The sequence below is a fragment of the Enterobacter cloacae complex sp. 342H5 genome, from assembly GCF_050030905.1.
Classification (GTDB): domain Bacteria; phylum Pseudomonadota; class Gammaproteobacteria; order Enterobacterales; family Enterobacteriaceae; genus Enterobacter; species Enterobacter intestinihominis.
On sequence record NZ_JBLGVB010000001.1, the window covers coordinates 989,250 to 1,013,670 of the forward strand.

General features: G+C 55.5%; 7 protein-coding genes and 5 pseudogenes. 8 read left to right on the plus strand and 4 right to left on the minus strand.

Features of this window, described 5'->3' with window-relative positions:
- Positions 1-37: 37 nt before the first annotated feature.
- The 3 genes and pseudogenes from ACQG03_RS04900 to ACQG03_RS04910 form a co-directional block, all read right to left on the minus strand.
- Complete coding sequence (locus ACQG03_RS04900; protein ID WP_063152659.1) at positions 38-931, minus strand: GntR family transcriptional regulator; 894 nt, start codon at positions 929-931, stop codon at positions 38-40.
- 170 nt (positions 932-1,101) lie between these two features.
- A pseudogene (locus ACQG03_RS04905) lies at positions 1,102-2,290 on the minus strand (IS3 family transposase).
- 113 nt (positions 2,291-2,403) lie between these two features.
- Positions 2,404-2,643, minus strand: a pseudogene (locus tag ACQG03_RS04910) (hypothetical protein); the annotation flags it as partial.
- Between ACQG03_RS04910 and ACQG03_RS04915 the strand changes: the two are divergent.
- The 7 genes and pseudogenes from ACQG03_RS04915 to ACQG03_RS04945 all read left to right on the plus strand — a co-directional run.
- Positions 2,643-3,179 (plus strand): annotated as a pseudogene (locus ACQG03_RS04915) (IS3 family transposase); the annotation flags it as partial. The pseudogenes ACQG03_RS04910 and ACQG03_RS04915 sit on opposite strands and share 1 nt — an antisense overlap.
- Positions 3,179-3,652, plus strand: a pseudogene (locus tag ACQG03_RS04920) (tyrosine-type recombinase/integrase); the annotation flags it as partial. The pseudogenes ACQG03_RS04915 and ACQG03_RS04920, both read left to right, overlap by 1 nt.
- Before the next feature lie 550 nt (positions 3,653-4,202).
- Positions 4,203-5,300, plus strand: coding sequence for a branched-chain amino acid transport system II carrier protein (brnQ, locus tag ACQG03_RS04925; protein ID WP_426726093.1), 1,098 nt, complete (start codon positions 4,203-4,205; stop codon positions 5,298-5,300).
- A 340-nt stretch (positions 5,301-5,640) separates the two neighbouring features.
- Positions 5,641-6,513, plus strand: coding sequence for a hypothetical protein (locus tag ACQG03_RS04930; RefSeq protein WP_127341379.1), 873 nt, complete (start codon positions 5,641-5,643; stop codon positions 6,511-6,513).
- Positions 6,514-6,735: 222 nt separating this feature from the next.
- On the plus strand, positions 6,736-6,867 hold the full coding sequence (locus ACQG03_RS04935; protein WP_367281612.1) for a YadA-like family protein: 132 nt from the start codon (positions 6,736-6,738) through the stop codon (positions 6,865-6,867).
- A 198-nt stretch (positions 6,868-7,065) separates the two neighbouring features.
- Positions 7,066-7,266 carry a hypothetical protein gene (locus ACQG03_RS04940; protein WP_063163731.1) on the plus strand — a complete coding sequence of 67 codons (201 nt, stop codon included), beginning with the start codon at positions 7,066-7,068 and terminating at the stop codon, positions 7,264-7,266.
- 383 nt (positions 7,267-7,649) lie between these two features.
- Positions 7,650-8,075 (plus strand): hypothetical protein, encoded by a 426-nt coding sequence (locus ACQG03_RS04945; protein WP_080465267.1) that lies wholly within the window; start codon positions 7,650-7,652, stop codon positions 8,073-8,075.
- Between the two features lie 418 nt (positions 8,076-8,493).
- On the opposite strand, the pseudogene ACQG03_RS04950 reads toward ACQG03_RS04945, so the two are convergent.
- Positions 8,494-8,616: pseudogene (locus tag ACQG03_RS04950) on the minus strand (arsenical resistance protein ArsH); the annotation flags it as partial.
- 922 nt (positions 8,617-9,538) lie between these two features.
- Here ACQG03_RS04950 and ACQG03_RS04955 point away from each other — a divergent pair.
- A complete protein-coding gene (locus ACQG03_RS04955; protein ID WP_426726094.1) occupies positions 9,539-24,328 on the plus strand; it encodes an Ig-like domain-containing protein in 14,790 nt (4,929 codons plus the stop codon).
- Positions 24,329-24,421: the final 93 nt, after the last annotated feature.

The following is a 24,421-nucleotide window of genomic DNA, read 5'->3' on the forward strand; positions in this document are numbered from 1 at the left end:
GGCTCACAGTGTGAGCCGATTTTTTTTGGTGCAGGGGTTAACTTTCCGCGCTGATTCGGCGCATTTTTTTATTATCGAGGGCGACGGACAGGTGCTGCTTCATGGTATAGGACGCCTCAATGCGCTGCCCGGATTCAATCAGGGCGAGGATCCGCATATGATCTTTTACCTCAGCGTAGTAACGGTTACGGTCATCCATGATCCGATAGTCCATCAGCCGGCGCATGCGGTTGACATTGCGCAGCGAGATTTCAAAAAACGGATTATTCGAAAAAGCGATAATCGTTTCGTGAAAGCGATAGCCTGCCAGCTGTAGCTGGGTAGGGGTGAGGCGCTCAATTCCGCTCTCCAGCAGCATTTCCAGTTCGCGTCGTATATCGTTGATTTTTTCCTGAGGAGCATTGAACGTGGGTTCCAGGATGGCCATAGGTTCTATGACCATACGGAAGCTGAAAATCTGCTCCAGTGCGGTCTTGGTTTTTGCCACCGGTAGAAAGCGCCAGCCGTAACCTTGCTTACGTTCAACCCATCCTTCACTAATGCCTCTGGCGAGCACTGTAGACAACTGGCTTTTGGTGAGGTTGTAGCGTTTCATCAGAAAAAGCTCGGTTACTTCAGATTCGATTTTATCCTGCAGCCAATCCTCAGCCAGTTGATAATACTCAGGCAAGTCGAGTTCTTCTGACAGCTCTTGCTTGGTATCAGCATGAGGGATGTAGTCATCCTTAACAAAAAAACCTCGGTTTTGCTTCTGTAACAAAACATCTTTTTGTTCAAGATAAACTAATGCTTCGCGTACGGGGGAGCGGGAGACATCAAAGATTTCGGCCAGCTTCGGTACACTTAAATGTGAACCTGGAGCAATATCACCATTATTAATTAACCCCATAATTTTCTGAGAGATTCTTTCAGTTAGTGCACTAATCTTCATGTAAGGGCCTGTTTGAAAAAATGCATATCCAGAGAATATTATTGCATTTGTATTAAATTAAAAGCAATGTCTGGGGTGTTAAGTTCAGAGAGGCATCACGTTTCGTGTGTGACACAGGAAGATCTTGCTGATGCTTGCAATGGTAAATCCTCATAAATAATCATAAAAACTCATGAGACGCTGATAAGATTGCTTTGAATCGACATGATAATCTGGACACCACTGAGCCGTTGATAATATTGATTTTCAACTTCCTTAGGTGGCATTTTATCGGTCGAACCATACCGATGCTTACTGTTCTAAAACATTTCGATGTAATCAAAAATATCGCTTCTGGCTTCATCTCTCGTTCCGTAGATATTTTTCTTTATCCGTTTACGCTTCTGTAGCTGGAAAAAGCTTTCAGCAACCGCGTTGTCATGACAGTTACCGCGACGGCTCATTCTGCCCTCCAGTCCGTGCGATTTCAGGAACGACTGCCATTCATAGCTTGTGTACCGACTACCCTGATCAGAATAAACCAGCACCTGTTTTTGAGAATTACGTCGCCACAGGGCCATCAGAAGTGTATTCAGGACAATATCTTTTGTCATCCAGGGTTGCATTGACCAGCTGATAACTTTGCGCGAGAACAGATCAACGACCACTGCAAGATACAGCCAGCCTGCGTGGGTTCGTATATAGGTTATGTCTGTTACCCAACGTTTATCTGGTGCTTCCGGGTTGAACTGCCACTGGTGCCTGTTGGGGGTCACAATACTGGCTTCACCTTTACGCACCCGTGGGCTTTGGTATCCGACCTGAGTCTTTATCCCCTCATGTTGCTTCAAGCGCGAGACTTTTTTATACCGCACTGTTGCCCGGGGTATCCCGCAGATCGAGATAGATCTTGCGATAGCATAAACACAGCCCGATACCAGCCAGAACTGCTTGATAAGCCCCGTCAGCTTCAGGTCAGCATGATATCGTCGTGAATGTGGCTGCTGAAGCCAGGCGTAAAACCCACTCGGGCGCACATTCAGCACATGGCAGAGCAGACGGACAGGCCAGCAGCCGGTGTTGTCACGGATAAAGGCGTACCTTAGTCGGACAGCTTTGCGAAGTACGCCGCGGCTTTTTTAATATGTCCCGTTCGTCAGTAACCCGCTTCAGTTCCTTCTGGAGCCAGCGGATCTCGGCCTGAGAATCTGACCGTTCTTTATTGGTGTAGGAGTTCGGCCCATACTTTTTTATCCAGTCTTAAAGACTGTGGGTAGTGGTATAGAAACGTGTTGCGATGCTGGAAGCAAAATGACCACGCGTAACAACCTGTTTTATCACATCAATTTTAAACCCTTCGGGATAACGTTTACCACTCATGGACACCTCTCTTTTAAGTCATCTTAAATGACTCTGAGGTGTCTGTTAAACCTGTGGTGATTCATTGCTATGTAGTTGTCACACTATGGATTTTTGACGTAAAAAAGTAAGCCTCACAAGTCCGTCCTGCGTGGTCGTCCGGTTAAAGGTCTTTCAGGGACCTCGTTGCAGCCGAACAGCAGCAGGCCATGCTTTTGTTGAATTTTGGTCATATACGCCAGTACCTGCCGGATGTTGCCGATACTGCCCGGATCGCTGTAACGTACTGGGATATTGATATCGGCCTCGTAATGCTCTTTAAACTCGCATCGGTGATACCAACCATCCCGGTCAGTGATATCGCTCCAGTACAGAGCGACAGTTCGCAGTGACAGAGCCTAATCAGGTGTGGTGCGGCGATGTGACGTATATCTGGACAGGCAGGCGATGGGCTTACCTCGCCGTTGTTCTCGATCTGTTCGCCAGGAAACCGTTAGGCTGGGCAATGTCATTCTCACCGGACAGCAAGCTAACCATCAAAGCGCTGGAAATGGCGTGGGAAACCCGAGGTAAACCAGCAGGAGTGATGTTCCACAGTGATCAGGGTAGCCACTACACAAGCAGGCAGTTCCGGCAGTTATTGTGGCGTTACCGGATCAGGCAAAATATGAGCCGACGCGGAAACTGCTGGGATATCAGCCCGATGGAACGCTTCTTCAGAAGTCTGAAAAACGAGTGGGTGCCAGTGACAGGCTATATAAACTTTAGCGAAGCTGCTCATGCGATCACAGACTATATCGTCGGGTATTACAGCTCGCTCAGGCCGCATGACTATAACGGTGGGTTACCGCCAAACGAATCGGAAAACCGATACTGGAAAAAATCTAAAGCCGTGGCCAGTTTTAGTTGACCACTACACTTCGAGGTGCTTTCTGGAGTGAGTTTGATCTTGAAAAAGCGGTGTGGGAAATACCTGCAGAGCGTATGAAGATGAAACGGCCTCATCTGGTGCCCCTCTCTACCCAAGCGCTGGAAATCGTACAGCAACTCAAAGTGATGTCTGGGCAATATCCTCTTGTGTTTCCAGGAAGGAATGACCCGCGTAAAACGATGAGCGAAGCGAGTATAAATCAGTTGTTCAAGCGGATTGGATACACGGGGAAGGTAACGGGGCATGGTTTCCGCCACACGATGAGTACGATTTTGCATGAGGAAGGGTTCAATACGGCATGGATTGAAACCCAGCTTGCTCACGTTGATAAGAATGCGATTCGTGGGACGTATAACCATGCTCTGTATCTGGAAGGGCGGAGGGAGATGATGCAGTGGTACGCGGATCACATCAGTCAGTTAGGAAAATGTGAACTCATACTTGCCTCATGACTGTTACTTTTTTAGAGGAGCACAATAAAAGCTCAAATAGAGCTCCGCCTTATTGGCAGAGCTCTATACTAGGACGTTTCTTTTTTTTGCTTAGGGCTGCATTCATACCTTATTCAGTGAAGTTATTACTTCTTCTGCAGAATGTGAAGTTCAGCTTATTGCCAGAACCGGACATGACGATAGGCTCGACAATGGATAACAGGAAATCTGTTAGTCCCGCTATGATTCAGTGCCATCATAGGAGTGAGTGTCATCCTGCAAGAAAAATTCCTGAGATTAACAGCGGAATAACTCTTATTTTTTCCGAAGTATCACCTTAATGAATGCCGTTATACCTCATAACCTTCCCTTAAAAGTCATACACAAAAATACGATAATATTGTTCAGATGAAAATTCTGAGCGACCCCTGAAAATGGCGTCTGACTATGCCGGAAACAGAATAAAAAAAGAGAAAAGCGGTAACAAAGTAAAAAACCATAAAAAATCCATTGATCTATATTTAAATCCACATAAACCCCTAAACGCAAAACTTTATATTTAGTAACAACAATGACAACAAATGTTAAATTTTCACTATCAAAGACCATGGCTCTCGGAGGAATGACGTTGGCTCTGTTCTATGGGGCTGGAAATATCATCTTTCCTCCACTGGTGTGGTTACAGGCGGGGATGAAAACATATGAGGCGGGAACAGGTTTTCTCATTACTGCTGTATTGTTCCCGGCTATGGCAATTATCTCGCTGGCTGTAAATGGCGGTGATATTAATGAATTGACCCGTCCTTTAGGGAAGCAGATCAGTTTTGTTTTTATTAGTATTTGTTTTCTTATGCTGGGGGTTCCATTTGGCACGCCAAGAATAGCAACGATCAGTTACGAGCTGATAGCGAATGGGAAAGAAACGTTAATAAGTAAAATTATTTTTTCATTCGCTTTTTTCAGCCCTGTAGATGCTGCACTGGCAAAGTCAGGAAAATTACTGGAAATTGTCGGTTTTTTCCTTTCACCAATAAAAATTAGCGCGCTGATCTTTATCGGTGTCTGCGCCTGGTTGCATCCTATTGGCGTAACAACAACGCCGGAGCCAGATTACCAGTTTCATGCTTTCAGCACCGGTTTTGTTAACGGCTATCAGACGTTAGATGTTATCAGTGCGCTTTGTTTTGGTGCGATAATTACTCATACTCTGAAACAATGCGGGGTTACCCATAACAAATATATTTTTAAATATTCCACCGTTGCGGCACATATTGTAGCAGCTTGGTTGACGTTGATTTATATCTGTTATTTGTCAATGGGAGCACACAGCCCGGCTCACGGTGCTGAAAACGGGCTTAAGATGATAAGTATTTATGTGGAAACTGTTTTTGGTGTGTACGGGCGGGTATTACTGGCAGCTGTTATCACTCTGGCCTGCCTGGTAACTGCTATTGGTCTTACAAGCGGCGCTGCACGATATTTTAGTCAGGCAACAGGTGTTTCTTATGGCTGGCTGATGATGGCGACACTGGTTGTATCTTCGGCAATATCTGTGCTTGGACTTAATTCTCTTACAGCATTTGCTGTGCCCGTTTTATGCGCTATTTATCCGGCAGCTTTATCTGTAGTAGCTCTGGGTATCATAAAAAAAATGGATCGATATGCCTGATAACCTGTATCAGTCGATTTTTTTCAGCGCGTTGTGTATCGGTATTCTGAGCCTATGTGTAAAAGTTGAAAAATTCACAATAAGCTTTGCAGAATAGATAAGCATAAGATTATGCACTTATTATTTGATTTTACAAAATTTTCATATCCGGGCTGCTCCGTTTAACAATACCATTCACGGGCTGATATGAAGGTATAAACGATGGTCAGAGGAGAATACTTATACATATTAACATACTGCCTCTGTATAACAATTATGCGGGTTAGCGGCCTGCATAACTGTTTGTTGATGATCATCATTTACTAACCGTTTACAACATTATCAATGTTTACCAAACATCATGAAAAAATCCATACTTTCATTCGTAATTGCTTCCGCGATCGCACCAATTGCAAATGTTTCGAATGCAACAACGGCACCGGCTGTTTCGCCTCTCATGTCTGCTACCATCGCCCTGAACGACGCCAACGCGCAATACAACGCGGTTTTGGCCTCGCATAAGAACGCCCTGGGAAACATTGTGTCTTCTAATCAGGCAGATCTAGACAGCTTCACCCGTCAAATGCAGACGGCAGGACAGCGCCGCGCTGATGCGCAAGTAGCATATAACACTGCTGTTATTGTGACAGCGAACCAATCCACACCACCCGCGCCGTTAGCTCAGCCAGTAATCGCGCCGCAGAAAACGCCCGTAGTGCAGCAACTGACGCCGCAGCCTAAAGCGCCAGCGCCTCAGGCCGTACCGACGATCTTGCCGCAGAAAACACCAGTAGTGCAGCAACTGATGCCGCAGCCAAAAGCGCCAGCATTCCAAGCTGTGCCGGTGATCGTACCGCAGAAAACGCCGCAGCCGATTAACCAGAAAACGCCGCCGATGCCGACCCCGCCAGCGCCGGAAGTACTGACAACCGTGGCGGATCACACTGTGACCTACGTCGAAACTAAAATGGCAACCGTGCCGCTTTCACAGCCGGGATGGACTGATCCAAACCTGACAACCGTCGCAGATCATACCGTGGTTAACGCTGAGCCGAAACTGGCGCGCCTTATTGCCGATGCTCCGGCCCCAGCCATAAGCACTATGGCCGTCACGACTACGGCACCGGTTAACACCAAGGCAATTGACGCGAACACAGCGGCAATTAACGGCGTTAAAACCGATGTGGCAAAAGAAAAATACACCGGCGAAGCGGCGCAAGCTCGTGCAAACTAGGCATTCGCGAACGCGGCGGTAATCCGTCAAGCCCTTGCCGACACGAGCCCTAAAGTCGGCGCGAACTCCCGCCAGCTGGCGAACCACGAAGGCCGCATTCAGTCACTTGAAAGCACCTCATCGAGCAAGTTCGCAGATCTGAATAAACAAGTAGACGACAACCGCAAACGCGCGGGCGCCGGTATCGCGGGCGTCGCTGCAATAGCGAACATCCCGCAAGTCATCCAGGGCCAGACGTTCGCAGTCGGCGCGGGCGTCGGCAACACTGACGGCGAAAGCGCGCTTGCCGTGGGCTTCTCTGCCCGGGCTACTGAAAACGTAGTGGTTAATGCGTTTGTGTCGAACGATACATAGCATAATTTTGTTGCAGGCGCTGGCGTATCTTACGGTTGGTAAGCCGCGTAGATAGCAAGCTATTTCGATAGCTTGCTATCGCTATATTTTTTATTTATACCGCTATCCCGCGCATTGGGGTTCAATTGTCTGCGTCTGAAGATAAAGTAATCACTGCGTTAGCCGTCGCGTTAACATACTCAGGCGCGAGCCTCTACTATGGTGGCGGTCGCTTGTTCTTTGTTGGGCAGTGGGCGTGTTCAAACGAAAAATGCGAAGATTAAGTTTATGGTTTTAGCGATGATGGCTGTTTGTATAGCCGCCGTCGGTTATGCGCTATTAGTATCGTTGACGGTTATTTGTTTCAAAAGCTTTAGCATGTCAGGCTTGGTGCTGGAAGACTGGTTAGGTGCGATGTGACCACAAGCAAAATGGTTAGCAGCTAAATGAAAATTTACGGCCCGACGTTTCCAGTGATATTTCCAGCAGAACGGTAGTGACCAGCAACCAGTAACTAGCGCTGGTTACTAAAAGAGAGGTTACCAAAAAAGTTACCGCAGAAGAATGGTAAGCAAAGTTGCGGGGGCGTAAACAGGTACGCAGCGAAACGGGCATTTTGACTGCGCTCCATTACAAAATCCAACCGCCAAACGGCTTGTTAGTGTTTGCGGATTTATCTGACAGCGATAAGACTTTAAAAGTGACATTAATCAACAAAAGGGTGTGACATATCGAGGATAGTTTGCCGGCTCGTTAATCGGGCGCAATTTTTCTAATAATTAAAAAGTGCTAATGGGATTCGTATGACAAAGTTAATGATCTTTGGTTTTACAGCGTTGTTCCTTGCTGGTTGTTCAAGCGAAGCATCGCGAATGGCTAATTGTGAAGCTAAAGGGGTTAGCCGTGATGCTTGCTATGTAGCCGAACAGAACCGACAGGCTACTATTAATAGTGCAGCTGAAAAGCAGGCCCTGGAAAACGCACAAAGCCTTTATCCGCAAAAAGCTCAGGCTGCCAAAAAAGAAAGTACATTCATAAAGCATTATGACGGTATGGCCATCAAGCGTGACAAATTGGGCATAGTAACCGTTGATGGTAAGCCTGCCGCCAGAGATGAAGTGACTACCGACGCCACTACCTATTCGCAAGGGCTGTACACAATCATTGTCTATAAAACCGGTAAGGTGGCAGTGATGAAGGACGGCTCCTTCCAAGGTTATGCCAAGTAAAATGGCAATGTTTTAGCGTAACCGCCTCCGGGCGGTTTTTTGTTACTGCCTAACGAATCCTCACGCATAACTTGCGCAGCACGATTCCGTCGCTCTTATACAGATCGACCCGGTAACCCTTATTATGTCAAGGCTGGTGACCCAGTATCACACCAGAGGGCTCCTACTCAATCTGCGCATAGAACTGCGCAAAACAGGGTACTCCGCAGCAATCTGCGCGGTACCCTGTTAGTCATTGTTAGTGCGCAGGCTCTGTTATGAATTTTTATGGTTGTGGCAGATTTGATGAATATCCAGTCCGACCACGGCCACCAGCCTGCTTTCGCTGACGCACGGCTAAATCCTCATAAGCAGAACGGCATGGGTTCGAAAGAGGATAAACCGATAGAGCATTGGGCACTATTCGCCGATTATAACTTTAGATTTTGGCCTGATTTACCCTCGCAGATAGCGCCTGATGGCTCTCCTTTCGCTCGCTTTAGCGATCAGCAAGGTAAGCGGTTTTCCCCTTGAGCAGTAGCATGATTTTAAATAGCTCCTCGAACCCGGCCATCCCGCAGCTGCTGTCTGAGCGCTTTAACAAACAGGGCAAAAGCCGGAAAAGGCTGGTGCCTACTGGGATATTAAAGATGGTAGCCCGACCAGGGCGGGCACCATCCCCCCGGACCTGTATGAACTGTTTTTCACGCAGATGCTTTTCTCCAAAGCCGGAAGACAGAAAAGCCAGTCCAAAACCGGCTGCCAGCGCATCGAGTATCAGGCTGATGCTGTTGAAAATAAGCGGACCATCAACGTGGATCTGCCCGGCTGTTCTTGTCAAATTCCCAGCTGTACAGGCCGTCTGACGTAGTGAATCGCCATTTGATACAGTTATGCCCTTTGGTGTTTTGGGCCGGCCTTTGCGGCGGAAATACCCGGATGACCCACGACAGCCATCGGGGTATCGCGCTTCATTCTGCCCGTAACGCGATGAAGCTCTGTTATCTTCTTTTAGCATGAGTTTTTTTTATCGCTAAGATAGAAAAAAGACGAAAGCGTCTTGCCGGTAAATTTAATAAAATGCCGCCTGATTTATAAGGTTATCGCCCATAGTCTTTTAAAAAATACCGGCAATAGCGTTCTCGCTTTTCCTAATCGAAATGAAATAGTGTTTCACCTTACTCTGAGGTAAACGGAACGGCAAAAAGGGATAGATATCGTCCCGTGCTTGTCTCTGCCTGCGCGTAGCATAGTTATTTAATTACGCCATTTTTTTTTACGCCCCGGGCCGGTAGGTTCATCAGATTTACCTTAGCTAAGTGACCTAAAGAATGAATCGATCGGTAAGCTCTGGCTGTAATTAATGTGTAAACAGCAAAAACGTTTTTTCTGTTATGACACCATTTTAAAAATATGTAAATAAATTGTGCTTGTTTTAGCGCTCCTTTATAGTGATTTTACGCTTCATTATTTATTGTGAATATATGAAATCCTCCCGCAGTAGTGCCGCTCTTCGTCCCCATAAACACCGTTTTGCGCTGGAAGCGCGCCAGCTTTTTGATGGCGCGGCGGTAGCTGAAGCGGCTCATCACGCCGATCCTGGTACTGCCGACGCGCATGACGCTGGACGCGATGTTATACACCCTGTGGTAGTTGATAAAAGCGCCACCGCCCCGAAGGCGGCACGAGGGGACGTATTTGTTATCGACAGCCAGATTGCCCACTGGCAGTCGCTAGCCTCTCAGCTCGCCGATCGTGGAAAAGTGGTGGTCATCGACAGCCACAGCTCCGGGCTGGAGCAGCTTAACCAGGCGCTGGCGGGGGAGAAGAACCTGTCAGCTATTCATATCTACAGCCACGGTGCGAGCGATGCGCTGACGCTCGGGCGTGATGAAATCGGGGTAGATAACGTTGATAAGCTGCAGAGTCAGCTGCAGGCGCTGGGCGATAAGCTCGCCTCTGACGGCGATATCCTGCTGTACGGCTGTTCAATTACGCGTGACGATACCGCGCTTATCAGCGAGCTTGCCAGCTTAACCCATGCCGATATTGCCGCCTCCAGCAACGCAACGGGAAACCGCGACGCGGGCGGTGACTGGCTTCTGGAGAGCGCCACGGGCGTTATTGATGCCCGCACGGTGGCGCTGGATTACGCCGGAACCCTGGAAACCCCCGAGCTGGCGAACGGCGGTGGGGATCTTATCGTCAGCGAGCCCAGTGTCCTCAATCCGGGCGGCGAAACCGGGCAATTACGCGGCTGGACCCTGACCCAAAGCGATCTGATCGGGCCCGTTAACGTCAATATTTACCTCAACGATGCCGCTAAGGGAACGCTTTCAGACGGCGTACAAACCTCCGGTGCGTTTCTCAGTTTTAGCGGCACGGCGGCCGAGGCGCAGGACTGGCTTAACCGGTTGACGTTTACTGCAACCGACCGCGAGCTGGGTAATCATACCGATTCTACCGGCCTCGATGTCTATGTTTTCAACAGTTCCGGCGGCATGGACTTCCTTACGCAGCGCATCATTATCACCCCTGCGAACGATCCGGCATCGGTTAACGATGCCGCGCTTCTGGTACCGGAAAACAACGGGGCCGGAACCGTCGTTGATTCCGGCATATTGTCGGTCATCGATCCCGACTTAGGCGCAGGCGCCCAGAGTCCGGCGCAGATGGTCTATAGCCTGACGGTGCTCCCGCAGTTTGGCTATTTGACTCTTAACGGGCAGCGGGTGGGCATCGGCTCGGTGTTTACCCAGAAGGACGTTAATGAAAACAGGCTGCGATACGTCCATACCGCGACCGGTGCGGACCAGAATCGTCAGGATAGCTTTACGGCGTCAATCAACGACGGCGCCACGCCGGTAAACCTGTCGGACAACGTTCGCGTGACGCTGAATATTCAACCGGAAAACCAGCTGCCGACGGTAAGCGGCGGCGGGGTGGTATTTGAAGGGCAGCCACAAAACGCCACGGTCTACGGCAACGTGGGCCGCTATATTGACGCGACGACCGGCGGCGATCCGCAGGACAGCAGCCTGATGCTCACCATTACCCGCCTGCCTGCTCACGGTACCCTCTATTTCGATGGGCGCCCCGTTCAGGCTGGTCTGAGCTTTAGCTATGCCGACCGCGATCGGTTGACCTACGCCAACGACGGGGCCGAGGGTGTTGCGCAGGACAGCTTTGGCGTGCGCGTCACCGACCAGGGGGGCGGCACCGCTACCCCCGGTACCAGCGAGAGCAGCATTATCCTGACGGTGAACAGCATCAATGATAATCCGATCTTTGATGCGGGCAGCAGCCAGTCTGCGGCGGTAGGTGCCGGGGGAAGGGTAGTGCTGACGCCAGCGATGATCAACGCGACGGACGTTGACTCCACTGACCAGCAGGTCAGTTTCATCGTCAATACGGCCGACCTGTCCCATGGCTACCTGACGCTTAACGGCCTGCGCCTGCAGTCCGGGGATGGCTTTACCGTTGCCGACGTGAAAGCTGGGCGGGTGAGCTATGTACAGTACCGCAACACCAGCGCAAATGAGCGCGACAGCTTTGATTTCCAGGTGCTGGATCATGCGCTGAACGCCTACTGGACCAGTACCGGCGCGTTCTACGCGCGTGAAGGCGGCGTTTATGATGGCGACTCTCCGGAATACAACCTGACCCGCTATCGCTTCACCATCGATTTAGCCGATAGCGTCAGCAATCCCCAGCCTGGCAACGTTCCGACGCTCGATCAGCCGCCCGGTACCGTCGCATCGCCCGTTTTTGGTACTGACGTCAATAACCCGTCCTCCCTGCCTCACGGCACGCTGCTGGAGGGCGGTTCGCTGGTACTGGCCGGAACCGGACAAATCACCGATGCCACGCCCGGGCTTAGCTATGCCCTGGCTAACGCCGATCCCGTTGAAGTTATTTATACCTGGCTTGGCACCGAGTCCGGCGAGTCCGGCCTTACGCTGCAAAAAAGCGTTAACGGCAGTTGGGTTGCCATCGAGTCGCTCGGCACCTTCACCCAGGCGGATATTAACGGCGGCCTGATCCGTTTTACCCATAACGGCGGCGAGAATTTTGTCTTCAATGCCCGCTTCGAAGTCTCTGCGGGACGGGTGACCCTTGACGGTAGCGGAGAGCCGCAGCCTGTCGTATGGGATCCGACCGTTCGGGTATTTGTCAAACCGGTAAACGATGCCCCGATAGTGCAGGGCTCCAGCGCCAACGTACTGACGGAAGGGGCGACGCTGGTTATTACCCGTCCCATGCTTTCGGTCAGCGATCCAGACGATGCCAACAGCGGTTCGCCTTATGAGAACAGCCAGACGCTCAACGGCCAGACCAACTATGCGCTGAATAACGACGCCAGCGGTGCGGGCGCCATTCAGCTGGTATTTAAATCGCTGCCGACGGGCGGGGCGCTCCAGTACTATAACGGCAGCGCATGGATAACCATTACCCCGGCCGATATTGACAGGCTGCGGCTGGATGCCTCCATCCTGACCAGCGACGGCAGCAGCGGCCTGCGTTTCGTCAGTGACGGTAGCGAAGTGCGCAACACCCAGTTTAGCGTGGTTGCCGTCGATCGCTGGGGAGCCTCGTCCCCGGCGACCGCCACAGTAGGCCTGGTCATCACCAATGTAAACGATGGTCCGGCCATTGCGAACAGACCGACAGCGGTCGATCCCGCCGTACAAGCCGGTTCGCCAAATCAGGCCGGGGGCGCCCCGGCCAATAATCCTTTAACGGTGACCGAGAGCGGATATGGGCGCATTACCCCTGCGATGCTGCAGGCGTACGATCCCGACAGCAGCGCCGAGCAGGTTCAGTACACCCTGACCAGCGCTCCGGCCTTCGGGCGTCTCGCCCGCTCGACCGACGGCGTGAATTTCGACGTGCTGGGAACGGGCTCTTCCTTTACCCAGCAGGATGTTATCAACGGCTTTATCTATTACCTTAACGACGGCGTTGACCGGGCAACCAGCGCCGACGGCTTTAGCTTCAGGCTTTCTGACGGCGATAAAGAGCAGGCGGGTAATCAGTTCAGCATTACCATTACGCCGGCTAACGATGCACCTGTGGTTGAACATACCGGCGGTGCGGTACTGGTGGGGGCGGGCCGTACACCCGTTAATGGCTTTACTATCGCCGATGCGGATCTGCTGGTGGGCGCGACCGGGGTCACCGACCGTGTTCAGACCACTATTCGCCTGCTCCATGCTGACGGTACGCCGTTCAGTAAGGCCGACTACAGCGATGTTACCCTCGCGGTCTCCGGCGTGGCCGGGCTTGGCGTGAGCGGTGGAAATGGCGATCTGCTGGTGCTTACCGGAACGGTGGCGCAGGTTAACAGCGCCCTGGCGGGACTCACCGTCTCCATGGCCCGCGACCGGAACGCGGTTTATCAGCTGCAGGTTATCACCGACGATCGCCTGCGCGACAGCAGCGGAGCCTTGGCCGGCGGCGCAAACGGCGGTCCGCTCAATCAGGTGGTATCGCCCGCTTTCGGCTCCAGCCCTTCTGCGGTCGACAGCCGTAACTACAGCTGGTACAGCGATGCCGTGCCGGCAGTTAGCGGTAACCTCGCCGCCAGTAGCGCGACCATTTATGCCTCCAGCGTTAACGATCCGGGGACATTAGCCGGACCAGCGTCCGGCACGGTGCGCGAAGATCAGGCTACCTGGATTGGCGGCAACTTTGTGATTACCGATGTGGAATCCAACGCCTTCGGCCTGCCCGTCACCGTCACGCTGCAGGTTGCTCAGGGAACGCTGGGCATCGGCGGCAGCGGAATACAGACCGATATGGGCGGGGTGACGATAGTCGGGGATGAAACCGGCACCCTGGTATTAACCGGGCGGGCGAGCGCAATCCAGGCGCTGCTTAACGATCCCGCCAGCGGGCTGACCTACCAGAGTGCGGCCAATGCCAACCAGGATCAAAACGGCGCCGCGGCCGGGGATGTCACCCTGAACGTAAGTCTGGATACGCAGCGCGCCACGCTTGGAGCCGCCTCGGGTAGCGCGCCGGCGGCCATCGCCGTCGCGCTGACGATCGATCCGGTTAACGATGCGCCCACCGTGACGTCGGGAACCGGAACCGTCACCCTGAATAACGGCAATGGCACTACCTTTACGCCGGTGCCCGGCTTCTACGTCGCCGATCCCGACGTCACCGACGTTGGCGGGATCGCTGCCGGTGAAACCGACAGGGTGCGGGTAACGGTGCGCATTACGGCCGAAAACGGCGAGCCGCTGCTCCTGGGCGATTACCGGGGGAACTCGTCAATCTCCATCGGCTCCGCTGCGCAAAACACCGGGGTAACACTGATTGCTCCAGGCTCGCCACCCGCCAACGGCGACCGTTCGCCGGTGGTGATTGAGGGTACGCAGGCGCAAATCAACGCCTGGCTTGCGCAGCTGCAGGTACTGATGGTTGGGCCCGATCTGGACGATGCCGATCAGACTTTCCGCGTGGAGGTCATTGTTGACGATCGACTTCGTGATGCTGGCGGGGCACTGACCGGTAACGCTAACGGGGGCCTGAATGCCAGTACGACCGGTACGGACGTGGAAAACACCCCACCGGCCGAGATCGATCCTTACGCCGCTATTCCGGCCGGCCTGACGCAGAACGTGGCGACGGCCTCGCGTCTGGTTTTCCAGAGTGATACCAACGATGCGGCGCAGATTGTGTTGGGTGATACTCCACGTCTTTCGACCAACGAAGGCAGCAACAGGGTTACGCTGCCGGCAATAACCGTAACCGACGTGGATGCCGGCGACAGCAGCCTGACCGTCACTATCGCCGTGCCGAACGGGTTTATCATCAGTGGTGTGGGCGGTAGCGGCGGTACGGTGGATGGCGTTGGAGGCGGTATTGTTCGTCTCACCGGCACCCTTTCGCAGATCAACAGCCGTCTTGCGGCGCTGGTCGTTACGTTACCCGACGTGGCCGGCACGCCTGACGCCGCAGACTGGAACGGCAAGTTTGCCGTCACCGTTACGGTGAACGATAACGGCTCTACCGGCAACCGTCCGGCGGCCCTGCCTACCAACATGACCGATGCTGGCAGCGATCCGGGGGAGGCCAGCTTCGCTGACCCGACCTCGGCGGCAATAGTAACGACCCGCCAGTTTGAATTCGAGGTCACGCCCGTTAACGACGCCCCGCGCGCGACGGCACCCACGGTAGCGTTACCGGTCATTGATGAGGATAGCGCCTCTGCGGCGCTGCAGGGTACGTCGGTGGGCAGCCTCTTCGGCCCGCTGTTTGACGACAGCCGCGACGCGGTGGGTAACGGCCTGAACGGCACAACGGCCGATCCTTTCTGGGGCGTGGCCATCAGCCAGCTGACCCCGGACCCCCGCCAGGGAGAATGGCAGTATTCAACCGATGGCGGCCAGCGCTGGATTGCGGTAGGCGCGCGCAGCGATGCCAACGCGCTGTTCCTGAACGGCGCCGCGCTTCTGCGCTTTGTGCCTGCGGCAAACTTCTTCGGTAGCCCGAATGCCCCTGGCGTTCGGCTGGTGGAAAATAACGCGAATAACGACCAATCCAGTACCACGGCGGCACCCGTTAACGGCGCAAGCGGCTCAACGCAGGCTCACGGCGGCACCTCCCTTTACAGCGACCAGTTGATCAGGCTCTCACAGCCGGTGGCTAACGTTAACGACAGCCCCCTTATTAACTCAACCAGTACCTGGACCTTCCCGGAGGATGGCAACGCCCCCGCAACGCTTGGCCAGCTGCTGGACGGCAGCTACAGCGATCGGCTGGATAACCAGAGCGCCATTACCGGCGGCGGCAACGCCAGCGGGCCGCTGGCGCTGGTCGGCATTTTTGGTGATACCACCGATCCGGCGAAAGGGCATTGGGAATATCTAAATAACGGCGCATGGAGCCGTCTGCCTGCGGATATTGATGAATCGAATGCGCTGATCCTGAGCAGTGATACGCAGATGCGCTTTGTCCAGAACCCGGACTATAACGGTCCGGTAACCGGCGGATTACAGCTGCGCGTCTCTGACTCCAGCGACCCTGCGCTGGTGGGCGGCAGCGGCGTTTACTCCCGGGTTAACTTCTTTGACTACGCGGCATCGTGGACCAAAGGGATCAACCACTGGTCGGTGCCCGCGGAGCTTGGCGTGACCATCGCCGCCGTGAGCGATATCGGCAACGACAGCGCCTCTGTGCATGCCGGACGTGTTCTGTCGCTTCCGGCCTCCGGGCTGCTGGCGAATGATAGCTTTGAAAATGGCGGCAGGCTGTTCTCCGGCTTTAGCCAGCCCGCTCACGGCACGCTCACTTTTGACGGCGCGACCTTCATCTACACCCCGACGGCGGGCTATGTTGGCACCGACCGCTTTACCTATACGGTGACCAGCGGCGGCGTGACCGAAACGGCGACGGTGACTATTGCGGTCACCAACATCGTACCCGTTGCGGTCAACGACGCGCGTACAATTAACGAAGATGCCGGAAGCGTGAGCGGCAATCTGCTGACCAACGATCGCGACGGCGATGGCGACCTGCTCACCCTGACCCGCTTTACGGTCAACGGCACGGACTACCCGGCCGGCGCAACGGTGGATTTACCTAATAATCAGGGTACCCTGCGCGTTAACGCCGACGGAAGCTGGAACTATCTGGGTGTTGCCGACTGGAACGGGACGGTAACCCTGGGTTACACCATTTCTGACGGCAATATGGGAGGGACCGCCCGCGGTACCCTGGTGCTGACGGTCGTACCGGTGGCGGATGTACAGGAGGATGTGCGCATCGTTCACGCGGGAACTTCGGTCACGGTGGACGTGCTGGCCAACGACAGTTTTACCAACCCTGACAGGACAGTGACTTCTCTTACCCAGCCTGCGAACGGCAGGGTAACCCTGCTGGCCAACAACCAGGTCCGCTATACGCCGGATCCGGGCTATACAGGTACGGATACCTATACCTACACCGTGACCAGCGGTGGGGTAACGGAGACGGCCACCGTGACCGTTATCCTGACCGACAGCCCGCCGAATACCGGCAATTTCTTTACCAACACGCCGGAAGACACCCCGGCAACGGGCAATATTCTTGCCACGTTAAGCGATCCGGACAACGACGCGCTTAGCGTAACCGGCTTCACCATTAATAACACTACCTGGAGCGCCGGACAGCGTGCGACTCTCGCCGGAGTCGGTACTTTTACCCTCTCCGCCCGAGGAGACTATATTTTTACCCCGGTAGCCGACTGGAATGGCCGGGTGCCGACAATTTACGTCACGGTCAGCGACGGCTTTGAGGGGGGAACAAACCGCGCCTCGCTGGATATCACCGTGACGCCGGTAGCCGACATTCAGGGCGATACGGCAGCAACTCACGCTGGCCGGACCATCACCCTGGATGTGCTGGCCAACGACAGCTTTGAAAATGGCAATAAGGCCATTACCGGCACCTCGGCCCCGCAGCATGGATCGGTTGTTATTTCCGGCAATAAGGTTATCTATACGCCGACGGCAGGCTATGTGGGAAGCGACAGTTTCACCTATACGGTTACCAGCGGCGGCGTGACGGAAACGGCGACGGTCGTAGTCTCAATGACCAATACCGCACCGGACTCAGACGATATCCGCATCACCACGGCTGAAGATACCGTGCTGCGCGACAATGTGCTTAACCGCGCAACCGACGCGGATGGCGACGCCCTGGCGCTCACCGGATTTACCCTTAACGGCACGCGCTATGCCGCAGGCCAGACCGCAACCGTTGAGGCGGGGACGTTAACCATGAACCGGGACGGAAGCTGGATCTTTACTCCTGCTGCCGACTGGAATGGTACCGTGCCGCTTATCCGCTGGACGCTCTCCGATGGCAATACCGGCACCACCGAGAGCAGCCTGTTTATTATGGTTACGCCGGTGGCGGACGCCCGGAACGACAGCGCTGTGACCCATACCGATACCGGAACGATAATACCGGTACTGAGTAATGACACCTTTACCCATTCGCTGACCCTTGAGGCCGGGCGGGCGGTCAACGGCTCGGCCTTTAGCCTTTCCGACCAGGGCGGGCGCATTCAGGTGTTAAGCGATAATACCCTGCGCTACCAGCCTCCGGCGGGTTTTGTCGGTACCGACACCTTTACCTATACCGTCACCAGCTATAACGGCGTGACCGAAACGGCGACGGTGACGGTTGTGGTCACCAACAGCCTGCCCGGTACCATTGATGATCGCCAGAGCGTCGCAGAGGATAACATTCTGCGCGGGCGCTTTAACGCGACCGACGCCGATAACGACGTGCTGACGGTGGTGTCGTTTACGGCGGGTAATCAGACCGTGGTCATGGGCGCGGAGAGTAGCAAAACCCTGACCCTGGCAGGCGTCGGTACGCTGCAGGTCAACGCTGATTTGAGCTGGCAGTTTACGCCAGTACCTGACTGGAACGGCGTGGTGCCGGTGATTACCTATACCGTTACCGACGGAAACCCCGGCGGCCAAAGCAGCGGTACCTTAACGCTGGTCGTCAGCCCCGTGAGCGACGCCCGCGACGACAGGGTGACCCTGCATGCCGGCCAGGCGGACGTTCGCAACCTGCTGGCGAACGATACTTTCAGCAACAGCGATCGGCAGGTCACCAGCGTAACCCAGGGGCAGCATGGTTCGGTAACGATCAACGCTGACGGGAGCGTGACCTACCGGCCAGACTCCCGCTACGTGGGCAATGACGTCTATACCTACAGGGTAACCAGCGGCGGTGTTACAGAGACGGCGACGGTCTACGTCACCATCACCAATACTGCCCCGGTAGTCCCCGCGCAGATAACCCTGAGCGGCCCCGAAGATACGACCCTCTCCGGCTCGGTGCTGGCGAACGCCAGCGATGCTGATGCTGGTGACCGACTGCATGTCACCGGCTGGAGCCTTCCCGGTGAGACGCGTGCCCATGCGGTGGGTGTCGGCTATCAGATCCCGGGCCAGGGTACCTTTACCCTGCAGAGTGACGGCCGGTTTACCTTCGTGCCGGTTGCGGACTGGAACGGCAGCGTGCCGGTCATCTCCTTCACCGTCAGCGACGGGCACGATAACGGCCTGGCGACGGGGCAGCTTAGCCTGACGGTAACGCCGGTTGCCGATATCGCACCGGACAGCGTTGCCGTCCATGCGGGTAACCCCCTCATTATTGATGCCCTGAAAAATGACAGCTTTGAAAACAGCGACCGGCAGATTGTGTCGCTCGGCAATCCACAGCACGGGCTGGTAGCGATTCAGAACGGTCTTGTGACCTATCTGCCGGATACCGGCTATGTGGGTCAGGACCGCTTTACCTATACCGTTTCCAGCGGCGGGGTGCTGGAGACGGCGACCATCACCGTTGACGTGCGTAATACCGCGCCGCAGGCAATACCGGACTATATGCCGGGCACGGAAGATAGCCAGGTGACGGGGAACGTACTGGCTAACGATCGGGATTTGGATGGCGATGCCCTGCGGATCACCTCTTTCAGCATTAACGGCATGCTCTATCAGGCCGGAAGCAGCGTCATCCTTGCCGGGGTCGGCTCTTTTAACCTGCAGGCCAACGGGCAGTATCGGTTTACGTCGCTGCCGGACTGGAATGGCAGCGTGCCCGAGATCCTCTATAACGTGACCGATGGCAACAGCAACGGTGCGGCAAGCAACCGACTCTTTATTGTCGTGAGTCCGGTGCAGGATGCGGTTAACGACAGCGTGACGACCCACGCTGGCGTCTCCGTGCTGACCGATGTGCTTGCCAATGACACCTTTGCCAACGGCGGCCGGGTCCTTGAGTCCTTTACCCAGGGGGCACACGGCACCGTCACGCTGGAAAACGGTCAGCTTCGCTACACCCCCGCGGCGGGGTATGTCGGTAAGGACAGCTATAGCTATACCGTCATAAGCAATGGCATACGGGAAACCGCCAACGTCGATGTGACCCTGCAAAACGCGCTACCCGTTTCGGGCAACGTTACCCTGACGACGGCGGAGGATACGCCATTGAGCGGCAACGTGCTCGATCGCGCCACCGACGCGGATAACGATCCGCTCCGGATAACGGAATTTACTATCGGCAATACCACCTGGTCTGCCGGGCAAACCGCGACCCTTGAGGCAGGTAGCCTGACGCTGGCAAGCGATGGACGCTGGACCTTTACCCCTCGCGCCGACTGGAACGGCGCCGTGCCGACGGTGACCTTTACCGTTACGGATGGCAATGACGGCGGCACGACGCGCAGCACCCTGGCGATTGGCGTGATCCCGGTAGGGGATACGGTTAACGATTTTGTCGTTGTTCACTCGGACGATCCGCTGACTATTCCGGTTCTGGGCAATGACACCTTTACCACCCCGCAGGCGGACCTGCTCCTGAGCGCCGGAACGCCGGTCGCCGGCTCGCTGTTTACGCGCAGCGAGCAGGGTGGCCAGATCCGCGTATTGAGCGATAACACCGTCCAGTACCTGCCGCCAGCGGGTTTCACCGGTACCGATAGCTTTACCTATACCGTTACTACGCCGGCCGGCCATCAAGAAACGGCAACCGTCACGCTGGCGGTGCTCAACGGCACGCCCGATGCGCAACAAACGACGGTCATTACGCCGGAAGATACGCCCGCTATACGCGGCCAGCTAAACGCCAGCGATCCTGACGGCGACGTGCTGACCCTTCTGTCGGTGACGGTTAACGGCCAGCAGACTTCCCTTAACGGCGCGGGCGATCGGCTGGTCGCTCTCCCGGGCGTCGGGACGCTGCGTATTTTTGCCGACCGCAGCTTTATCTTCACCCCCGTTGCCGACTGGAACGGCGTAACGCCGGAAATCACCTATCGCGTGACTGACGGTAATAATAATGGCGAGGTCGAAGGTAAGCTGTTTATCATCGTGACGCCTGAAATCGATGTGCGTAACGACAGCTACAGCATGCAGGCCGGGCTCACCTCAACCCAGAGCCCGCTCGATAACGACAGCTTTAGCAATCCGGATCGGCAGGTCACCGGCGTCACGCAGGGGCAGCACGGTAAAGTGACAATCTCCGCGGACGGCTTACAGGTTATCTATACGCCCGACCCGCGCTTTGTGGGGCAGGATGTCTACTCCTATACTGTGACCAGCGGAGGACGCACCGAAGTGGCCTACGTCACGGTCGAAGTAACGAACAGCCGACCCGTACTAACGCCGTTGGATCCGGTCTCCGGGCCGGAGGATACCCCGCTTCGCGGCAACGTGATTAACAACATTAAGGATGCTAACCCGACGGATACCCTCAGGGTGGTGGGCTGGAGCCTGCCGGGGGAAACCCAACCGCACCAGCCGGGTGTGCCGTGGACGATCCCGGGGCAGGGTACCTTCACGCTGAACAGCGACGGCAGCTATCTCTTTACGCCGCTGGGCGACTGGAACGGTACCGTGCCGACCATTACCTTTACCGTGAGCGACGGCCATGATGGCGGAGAGGTAACCGGGGAGCTGGCGCTGACGGTCGCGCCGGTTGCGGATATCGGGCCTGACTATGTTGAGGTTCACGCCGGCAAGCCGCTGATTATTGACGCCCTCAGTAACGACAGCTTCGCCAATGCCGACCAGCAGATCGTCGCCGTAAGCAAGGCGGCCCATGGGCAGGTGCTGATTCAGAACGGTAAAATTAACTATTTGCCGGACGCGGGCTACGTCGGTACAGATACCTTTACCTATACGGTCACCAGTGGCGGTCGCTCAGAAACCGCCACCGTGACGGTGAATGTGCTCAACGCCCCGCCACAGGCGCAGGCCGACCGCCAGGTTGTGGCTGAAGATACCCCGGCGCGCGGCAACGTTCTGACCAACGACCGCGACAGCGACGGCGATGCGTTACGGCTGGAGCATTTTACCGTTGACGGCCTGCCTGGCGTCTGGCTTCCCGGCGATCGCGTGGCGATCCCGGGCGTCGGAGAAGTGGTGTTCCAGGCGAACGGCGACTATCTTTTCCAGCCGGTTGCCGACTGGAACGGCGACGTGCCGCAAATTATCTATACCGTCTCGGATGGCAATCTTAACGGCCAGGCCACGCAAACGCTGAACCTTAGCATCAGCCCGGTGGGAGATGCCCGTCAGGACGAAGCCCGGATCCACTCCAACTTCCCGGGCGTCATTGATGTGCTTGCCAACGACAGCTTTACCAATCCGGATGCGACGCTCACCGGCGTCACCGCCCCGGCTATTGGCACCGCGGCGATCGTCAACGGGAAAGTGGTCTACACGCCGCGTCCGGGCTACGTTGGCTTCGACAGCTTTGAATATACCGTGCGCAGCGGCGGCGTGGAGGAGACGGCAACAGTGGTCATCTGGGTGACTAACCAGCAGCCTGTCGCCAGCGATATCACCGTTCGCATGAACGAAGACAGCGGAACCGTACAGGGTCGCCTACCGGTGACCGATGGCGATAACGACGCGCTGCGGATCGCCGGCTTTACCGTTGACGGCGACGCGACGCGCTATGATATTCCGGCCAACGGCAGCCGGACGCTTATTCTTTCTGGTAAAGGCCAGCTTACCCTTACCAGCGACGGGCGATTTACCTTCCGGCCTTTTGCCGACTGGAACGGCACGCTGCCGACCATCACCTGGACCGTAACCGACGGCAACGAAAACGGCAGCAGCGCCGGGAAGCTGGTCATTGTGATTAATCCGGTTGCCGATGCGGTTAACGATCGCGGCGCGCTTTTAGAAAACCGCGAGCTCATCACCGACGCGCTGAAGAACGACACCTTTGAAGATCCGCAGCGTGAGATAACCAGCGTGACGCAGGGGCAGCATGGCCGTGTGACCCTTCTGCCTGACGGGCGCATCCGCTACGTTCCGCAGGCCGGTTTTGTCGGCACGGACAGCTATACCTATACCGTGATGAGCGGCGGCGTCGCCGAGACGGCGACCATAGTGGTTGAGGTGAAGCCGGAGCAGGCGCTGACCGTTTATGAGGAAGGTCTGCGCGAAGGCGGCGCCCGAAGCGCCATCGCGACCGGTACCCTCGCCCTGACCTCGTTTGATGCTACCCAGAGCGTAACCATTAACGGCCGTACCTTTACCCTGGCCCAGCTGCAACAGCTCTCCGCCCAGCGGCCCGGTACGATCGACTTCGGTTACGGACGGCTGGAGATCCTGGGCTATCAGGCCAGTGATTCCCGCCACGGTGTGCTGAGCTATCGCTATGTACAGACGCAGGCGGTTGTCCATCGGGATTCGCAGCCGGTTGAGATCGTCTTTAGCGTGCAGGTAAACGATGAAACCGGCGGCCAGCTACGGGTGAATATCATCGATGATACGCCGCAGGCCAGGCCGGACGTGGGAGAAATCTATCAGGATCGCGCCCAGTACAGCCAGAGCGGTAACCTGTTTGATAACGATACTGCAGGGGCGGATGGCCCGGCGGCCCGCGGCCCGATCGTGGGGATCGTGTCTGAAAACACGGGACGGGTGGGGCAGGTCAACGGCGTCACCGCCGGTGAGTATGGCGTGCTGCATCTGGATGCAAACGGCAACTGGCGCTATGACGCCAACCGCAGCGATCCGCGCGTCGCCTCCCTGGAGGCTAACGCCAGCCTGACAGAGGTCTTCACCTATACCATTGAGGATGCCGACGGAAACAGCCGTCAGGCGACCCTCACCGTTATTATCCACGGCATTACCGCCATGCCGCAGCTCTCCCGGCCGGACGGCTGGCGTGAGGATCTTTTTGGCGTCCGGGACCCCTATCAGCCTTTGCAGCGCAGCTTCGAGCCCGGCCTGTTTATATTGCCGATGATCTATGAGCTGCAGAGCAGTGAACACGATCTGGCCATTAAGGCTAACTATAAGATGGCGATGCTTGGCTATGGCGTTGAGCAGGCGAACTCGCCGGTGCTGGAGCAGGGGATTTTATTCCCGCGCTGGTTCACCAGCACGCGCCATCACCGGGATATCGCGTCGCTCGAAGGCAACGGGATGGGGGACAACCTGCTGTGGGATGCTTTCAGCCCGTTCAGTCTGCGCCACGTCGAGTCGCGCGAAACCTTAACGGCCCCCGAAACACCGCGGCACGAGCAGGCGCCAGCGGTTGAGTCCCATAAGGAGAAAGAAATGCCTGTGGCAGGCGCGTTGACGCTGCCTGCCGTGGGCGAGATCGTGCATGTTAAATCGCTGTTACCGCCGGATGGACGAGGGGCGCCGTCGCTCTCCGCCCAGCTGGCGGCATTACATCGGCCTGCGCCGGAGACCGAGATTGTGCTGCCCGTTGCGTCCGGAACGCAGGGGAAGTAGTTGCTTATCATGATGGGAATGAATAAATGCTGAATGCCTCTGCGCATGCTGTAGCCCCCCTTCCACGCCGTTTCCCTCTGGCGCCGCTGGGGG

Bases quoted from the DNA above. Each gene is read 5' to 3' on its own strand.
- ACQG03_RS04900 (WP_063152659.1), bottom strand. From the start codon at position 931: ATGAAGATTAGTGCACTAACTGAAAGAATCTCTCAGAAAATTATGGGG.
- brnQ (WP_426726093.1), top strand. From the start codon at position 4,203: ATGACAACAAATGTTAAATTTTCACTATCAAAGACCATGGCTCTCGGA.
- ACQG03_RS04930 (WP_127341379.1), top strand. From the start codon at position 5,641: ATGAAAAAATCCATACTTTCATTCGTAATTGCTTCCGCGATCGCACCA.
- ACQG03_RS04940 (WP_063163731.1), top strand. From the start codon at position 7,066: ATGGTGGCGGTCGCTTGTTCTTTGTTGGGCAGTGGGCGTGTTCAAACG.
- ACQG03_RS04945 (WP_080465267.1), top strand. From the start codon at position 7,650: ATGACAAAGTTAATGATCTTTGGTTTTACAGCGTTGTTCCTTGCTGGT.
- ACQG03_RS04955 (WP_426726094.1), top strand. From the start codon at position 9,539: ATGAAATCCTCCCGCAGTAGTGCCGCTCTTCGTCCCCATAAACACCGT.